Annotated in this window: 5 protein-coding genes and 1 pseudogene; all 6 read left to right on the top strand. The window is 74.4% G+C overall.

Features of this window, described 5'->3' with window-relative positions; all coding sequences use genetic code 11:
• Nucleotides 1-518: 518 nt before the first annotated feature.
• Nucleotides 519-848, top strand: a pseudogene (locus tag GUY61_RS01655) (zinc ribbon domain-containing protein); the annotation flags it as partial.
• Nucleotides 849-1,796: 948 nt separating this feature from the next.
• Entirely contained in the window at nucleotides 1,797-2,573 is a 777-nt protein-coding gene (locus GUY61_RS01650; protein WP_166628219.1) for an alpha/beta fold hydrolase, read from the top strand.
• A gap of 375 nt (nucleotides 2,574-2,948) precedes the next feature.
• Nucleotides 2,949-3,548 carry an adenylyl-sulfate kinase gene (gene cysC / locus GUY61_RS01645; protein ID WP_166628218.1) on the top strand — a complete coding sequence of 200 codons (600 nt, stop codon included), beginning with the start codon at nucleotides 2,949-2,951 and terminating at the stop codon, nucleotides 3,546-3,548.
• Nucleotides 3,545-4,483 carry a sulfate adenylyltransferase subunit CysD gene (gene cysD / locus GUY61_RS01640; RefSeq protein ID WP_166628217.1) on the top strand — a complete coding sequence of 313 codons (939 nt, stop codon included), beginning with the start codon at nucleotides 3,545-3,547 and terminating at the stop codon, nucleotides 4,481-4,483. Before cysC ends, cysD begins: the two co-directional genes overlap by 4 nt.
• 2 nt (nucleotides 4,484-4,485) lie before the next feature.
• The gene (locus tag GUY61_RS01635) at nucleotides 4,486-5,808 is read left to right on the top strand and encodes a sulfate adenylyltransferase subunit 1 (protein ID WP_166628216.1); all 1,323 of its coding nucleotides are present in this window, start codon (nucleotides 4,486-4,488) and stop codon (nucleotides 5,806-5,808) included.
• A gap of 74 nt (nucleotides 5,809-5,882) precedes the next feature.
• Nucleotides 5,883-6,131: a hypothetical protein gene (locus tag GUY61_RS01630; RefSeq protein WP_166628215.1), complete on the top strand. Its 249-nt coding sequence runs from the start codon at nucleotides 5,883-5,885 to the stop codon at nucleotides 6,129-6,131.
• Nucleotides 6,132-6,250 lie beyond the last annotated feature (119 nt).

Below are 6,250 nucleotides of genomic sequence, written 5' to 3'. Positions count from 1 at the left end.
GGGCGGGGCGGGTGGCCGTGGCCGTGCCGACCGCTCCCTGGCCGCGCGGGCTTCCGTCAGGACGCCGCAGGACAGGCGGAGCCGGTGCGGGCCGCTGTGTCCTTCACGGCGCCGATCGGGCTCTTGGGCCACGTGCCCGCCCGGTGCCCGTGAGGCGGGTGAGCGCGCTGTGTCCCGGTCGGTGGTCGGCAGCGCGGCGCTCCTCCCGGCCGGCGCCCCGGTGAAGGACGGCCGGGGCAGGTGCCGGCCCTCGTCGTCGACCGGGACGGGATGCGTGCCCTCGGGGTCCTGGAAAGGGGCTGCTCATCGAGAAACCCCCGCCTTTGGTCGGGGGTGGGGGGTACCTCCCGCCTGCGGGGGGAGAATCGGGCTCCGGCGGAGCAGGGCAGGGCAAGACGGATCGCCGTCCGCCGCAGGCCACCCAACGCGCCCTGCCGACACGCAAGCTGACAGAGGGTGAGGTGTGCGCGGCAGGGTGAGCGGGCTTTCAAGTACCGCTTCTGTCCCGCACGTTCGGCTGCGTCCGCCGCGGCACGGTCCGCGAGAGGCTGCCGCTCAACGTCCGCGAGTGGACGTGCGACTGCGGCGCCGTGCACGACCGCGACGTGAACGCGGCGCGCAACATTCTTGCCGCCGGGCCGGCGGCATCGGCCTGTGGAGACGGTGTAGGACCTCAACGGGAGTCCTCCCGGACGGGGCGGTCGTCGGTGGCGCAGGAACCCCAGCGGGCGACCGCTGGAATCCCCCGCCTTCGGACGGGGGAGGAAGCCAAGTCGGTCTCCCGGTGTTCGGCGGCGGGACGGGACGGTCCCGATCCACTGTCGCCCCGGGTGCTGCCAGAAGACTGACGCGCCGCTGACGGCACCGGGTCCGCGGCACCGGCCCACCGCCTGTCACGAGCCACCGGAAACGCGAACCGAAATGCACGGCCACCGGGCCGTTGGGGCCCGCCGCGCAGGACGCCCGGGGAGCCGCGGACTTCCCGTACGGCGCCGTCGGGCCCGCCGACTCCCCCGGGCCCCGGAAGCCGGCACCGGGTGGCCGTCCCCCAGGTCGTCTGATCGCCGTAGCCCGCACTGCCCGCCACGCAAGCGGGCCGTCGCACGACCGGGCCGACTCGGCCTCGTGCACACTCCCCGGCGAGCAGCCGTCAACCCCTTTCGCCGGGTACGGCGCGTGGGGGCACCCCCAGCGGTAGCCGGGGGGTGCGGGGCCCCGCTCCACGGAGTGATGGGTCCGGGCCTCCGCGTCGCCACTGGCCGTATCCGTCCGGCCGGATCGTGAGGGAACCGGCCTCCCCGGGATTCGGACCACGGACAGGATCCGTGCCGCTGCCCCGGGGCCGAGTACGCCGGGGACCAGTGCGCCCAGGACCGTTCGGGGCGTGCGGCCGAACCGGCTCGTTCCCGCTCGGTCTTCAGGAACGGTGCGGGTGACCGGCGTCGGCACCGGCAGGTCGTGCGCGGCCGGACGGCGAAGAGGGCCCGGCGGCTCCCGGGTGCGGCCGCTGCCCTGGGACTTCGCGGACAGGGGCGCGGGGCGGGCCCGTTCGGCCTCGCAAGCGCCGCTGTCCTCCCCGGGCCCGCGCACGGCTCTGCGACGGCGCCGGGGTGCCCGGTGTGTGCCGCGCCCGGCGCGGGAGGCACCGTCGACGCGAGCGGTGCCCGCGCGGCCGGGCCGGGGCGCGGAGGGCCGGGGCCCCGCGACCGGTCCTCGACCGGTGGTCCAGCGAGACGCCCGAGGATGCCGACATGCGGGGAGGTGAGAGCACCTCCGTTCGGCGTGAGGAGTGCGTGATGCGCAAGGTCGTTTCCCGGGACGGCACGACGATCGCCTACGAGAAGGCGGGCGAGGGCCCGCCGATCGTGCTCCTCAACGGTTCGTTCCGCGATCACACCATCTTCGACGCGCTCGTCCCCGAGCTGACACCGCACTGCACCACCTATGTCTACGACCGCCGGGGGCGCGGCGAGAGCGGCGACTGCCCCGAGTACGCCGTCGCGCGAGAGATCGAGGATCTGGAGGCGGTGATCCAGGAGGCCGGTGGCTCGGCGGTGGTGTTCGCCGGGTCCTCGGGCGCGAACCTGGCGGTCGAGGCGGCGCTCGCCGGTGTCCCGATCACCAGGCTGGCGCTGCACGAGCCGTGCTACCGGGTCGACGGATACCCGAAGCCCCCGTGGAATGTCGCCAAGACGCTCCGTGTCCTCATGGAGGAGGACCGGCGCACGGAGGCGGTCGAGTATTTCCTCGGCAGCTTCCTGGGTCTGACCCCGGACACGGTCGCGGAGTGGCGCAAGGGCCCGATCTGGGCGGTGAGCGAGGCGAACGCCCACACGCTCGCCTACGACCTGGCGATCTGCGGCGACTGCAGCGTCCCGGCCGGCCGGCTCGCCGGCTGCACGACGCAGACCCTGGTCCTCAACAGCGACAACACCAGCGCCTGGCTGCGTGCGGCGGCGCAGGCGACCGCGGCGGCCCTGCCCAACGCCCGGTCACTGGAACTGCCCGGTTCCTGGCACCGGATCTCCATGGACGTGCTCGGCCGGACCCTGGCCGAGTTCGCCACCGCCTGAGAAGGTCCCGCCACCCGTGTCCCCGGCGGTCCCGCGGCCCGTGTGTCTCCCGCCGCGCCCGGCGTCGTCCTGCGGGACGGCGACCCGGGTCCCGCTCCCGTCGCGCGCTCCGGGCGGCCGTGGACGACCGGGGCCGCCGCCGCCCGGGAGAGCGGGGCGGGGCGCGGGCCGCGCGGTCCACGGCCTGCTGCCCGGGGAGGCCGTGGACCGTCGGGCCTCCGGTCCGGGCCCCGCGCCGGCCGGGCGCCGGACCCGGCGGGACGTGGACGCGTACGCGGACGGGCCGGTGTCCGGGCCGGGGAGGGGTCCGGCACACACCCTGGTCTCTGACAGTCCGTCACCTCAACGTCACCTCACGATCGGGAGAGCATCACCGTGACCACAGCTCACACCCCGGCCGCCGGGGCCACCGCGGAGGCAGCCCCCGCAGCCGCCGCCTGCGAGCGCGGCGCCACCGTGTGGCTGACCGGGCTGCCCAGCGCGGGCAAGACCACCCTCGCCCGCGCACTGGCGAAGCGCCTGCGCGCCGAGGGCCGCAAGGTCGAGGTGCTCGACGGCGACGAGATCCGTGAGTTCCTGTCCAAGGGGCTGGGGTTCACCCGGGAGGACCGGCACACCCACGTGACCCGGGTCGGATTCGTGGCGCAGAAGCTGGCCGCCAACGGCGTCATGGTGCTGGCCCCGGTCATCGCCCCGTACGCCGCCTCCCGCGCCGCCGTCCGCGAGCGGCACGCCGCCGGCGGCACGGAATTCCTGGAGATCCACGTGGACACGCCCGTCGAGCTCTGCTCCGAGCGCGACGTGAAGGGCCTGTACGCCCGGCAGGCCGCCGGTGAGATCTCCGGCCTCACCGGCGTGGACGACCCGTACGAGGCCCCGCGGATCCCGGAGCTGCGCATCCGGACGCAGAGCCGGTCGGTGGCCGACTCCTCCGCCGAACTGCACGCCTTCCTCACCGAGAGGGGCCTGGCATGACGCCCGCGGACCGGATCCTGGCCGAGGTGCCGCAGACCCCCTTCGCGCTGTCGCACCTGGACGCCCTCGAGGCGGAGTCCGTGCACGTCTTCCGCGAGGTGGCCGGTGAGTTCGAGCGGCCCGTGATCCTGTTCTCCGGCGGCAAGGACTCCCTGGTCATGCTGCACCTGGCGCTCAAGGCGTTCCACCCGGCGCCGGTCTCCTTCTGTCTGCTGCACGTCGACACCGGGCACAACTTCCCCGAGGTCATCGGGCACCGCGACCGTGTGGTGGCGCGGCACGGCCTGCGCCTGCACGTCGCCCGCGTCCAGGACTTCATCGACGACGGCCGGCTGCGCGAACGCCCGGACGGCACCCGCAACCCGCTGCAGACCGTGCCGCTGCTGGACGCGATCGAGTCCCACCGCTTCGACGCGGTCTTCGGCGGCGGCCGCCGCGACGAGGAGAAGGCCCGGGCCAAGGAGCGCATCTTCTCGCTGCGCGACGAGTTCGGCGCCTGGGACCCGCGACGCCAGCGCCCCGAGCTGTGGTCGCTCTACAACGGCCGCCACGCGCCCGGCGAGCACGTGCGCGTCTTCCCGCTGTCCAACTGGACCGAGCTGGACGTGTGGCAGTACATCGAGCGGGAGGACGTCGAGCTCCCGGCGATCTACTACGCCCACAAGCGCGAGGTGTTCAGCCGCAACGGCATGTGGCTGACCGCCGGCGCGTGGGGCGGACCCAAGGAGCACGAGACGCCGCAGCGGCGGCTGGTCCGCTACCGCACCGTCGGCGACATGTCCTGCACCGGTGCCGTCGACTCCGACGCCGCCACCAACGCGGACATCGTCGCCGAGATCGCCGTGTCCCGCCTCACCGAGCGCGGCGCCACCCGGGCCGACGACAGGCTCTCCGAGGCCGCCATGGAGGACCGCAAGCGCGAGGGGTACTTCTAGCCATGACCGTCACCCGGGAATCCGCCCCCGCCTCGCAGCTGCGCCTCGCCACCGCCGGCTCGGTCGACGACGGCAAGTCCACCCTGGTCGGGCGGCTGCTGCACGACTCCAAGTCCGTACTGGCCGACCAGCTCGAAGCCGTCGAGGCCGCCTCCCTCAGCCGCGGCGCCGAGGGCCCGGACCTGGCGCTGCTGACCGACGGCCTGCGCGCCGAGCGGGAACAGGGCATCACCATCGACGTCGCCTACCGCTACTTCGCCACCGCGCGGCGCCGATTCATCCTCGCCGACACCCCCGGCCACGTGCAGTACACCCGCAACATGGTCACCGGCGCCTCCACCGCCGACCTCACCGTCATCCTCGTCGACGCCCGCAACGGCGTCGTCGAACAGACCCGCCGCCACGCCGCCGTCGCCGCCCTGCTGCGCGTCCCCCACGTCGTCCTCGCCGTCAACAAGATGGACCTGGTCGGCTACGAGGAGCCCGTCTTCGCCGCGATCGCCGAGGATTTCACCGCCTACGCGGCCTCCCTGGGGTGCGCGGACGTCGTGGTCGTCCCGGTCTCCGCGCTGGCCGGTGACAACGTGGTCGAGCCGTCCGCCCACATGGACTGGTACGGCGGGCCGACCCTGCTGGAGCACCTGGAGACCGTCCCCGTCGGCGGCGACCCGGGCGGGGATCCCGCGCGTTTCCCGGTCCAGTACGTGATCCGCCCGCCCGGCGCGGAGCACCGCGACTACCGCGGCTACGCGGGCCGGCTGGCCTCCGGCGTGCTGCTGGTCGGGGACCCCGTCACCGTCCTGCCCTCCGGGCACACCACCACGGTCGCGGCCATCGACGTGCTCGGCGAGCAGAGGGACGTCGCCTGGGCGCCCCAGTCGGTCACCGTGCGGCTCGCCGACGATATCGATGTCTCCCGCGGCGACCTGATCGCGCCGGCCGCCTCGGCCCCGCCGGTCACCCGGGACGTCGAGGCCCACGTCTGCCACCTCCACGAGCGTCCGCTGCGCGTCGGCGCCAGGGTGCTGCTCAAGCACACCACCCGGACCGTGCGCGCGCTGGTCAAGGACATCTCGTACCGGGTCGACGTCAACACGCTCCAACAGCGCCCCGGCGCCGAGACGTTGCGGGTGAACGACATCGGCCGCGTGGTGCTGCGCACCGCCGAACCGCTGGCCCTCGACAGCTACGCCGCCAATCGCCGGACGGGCTCGTTCCTGCTGATCGACCCGGCCGACGGCATGACCCTCACCGCCGGCATGGCGGGCGAGGCCTTCGCGGTCGTCCGCACCAACGACGCCGCCGACGAGGACGAATGGGCCTGATGCCCAGCGAGGCGTTGCGCTCCCTCGCTGTTTCCGGGCGGCGCGCATCGGGCCGAGGCCGAATGAATCAAGGAGTGAGATCACGGGCGGGACTTCCTCCGCGCGCCCGCATCACGGCGGCGCTGTGGCAGCAGCTGTCCGCGGCCGACCGGGCCCGCTTCCTCCGGGAGGACCTGCGCGCCTGGGAGGTGCACCGCCACCGCATCGCGCCCGCGCTGGCCGCCGCGGTCGGCGAGTTGCGGGCCTCGGGCCGGCTGCGGATCGGCGCCGCGGAGGTGGTCGGCGCCGTGCCGGGCGATGAGGAGGCCCTGCCGTCCCGGTGAGGAGGAGGAACGCGGCCCCCGCGGCCGGTCCCGTCGCGCGGACCGGGCACGGGCGCGGCCCGCTGTCCCCTCCAGCGATATTCGACGGCTTACCCGTTGCCCCTTGAGGTGCGTCACGC

The organism is Streptomyces sp. GC420, assembly GCF_009916105.1.
Taxonomy (GTDB): domain Bacteria; phylum Actinomycetota; class Actinomycetes; order Streptomycetales; family Streptomycetaceae; genus Streptomyces.
The sequence above is the reverse complement of the archived record's forward strand: the minus strand, read 5'-3'. Positions and strand labels throughout refer to the sequence as shown.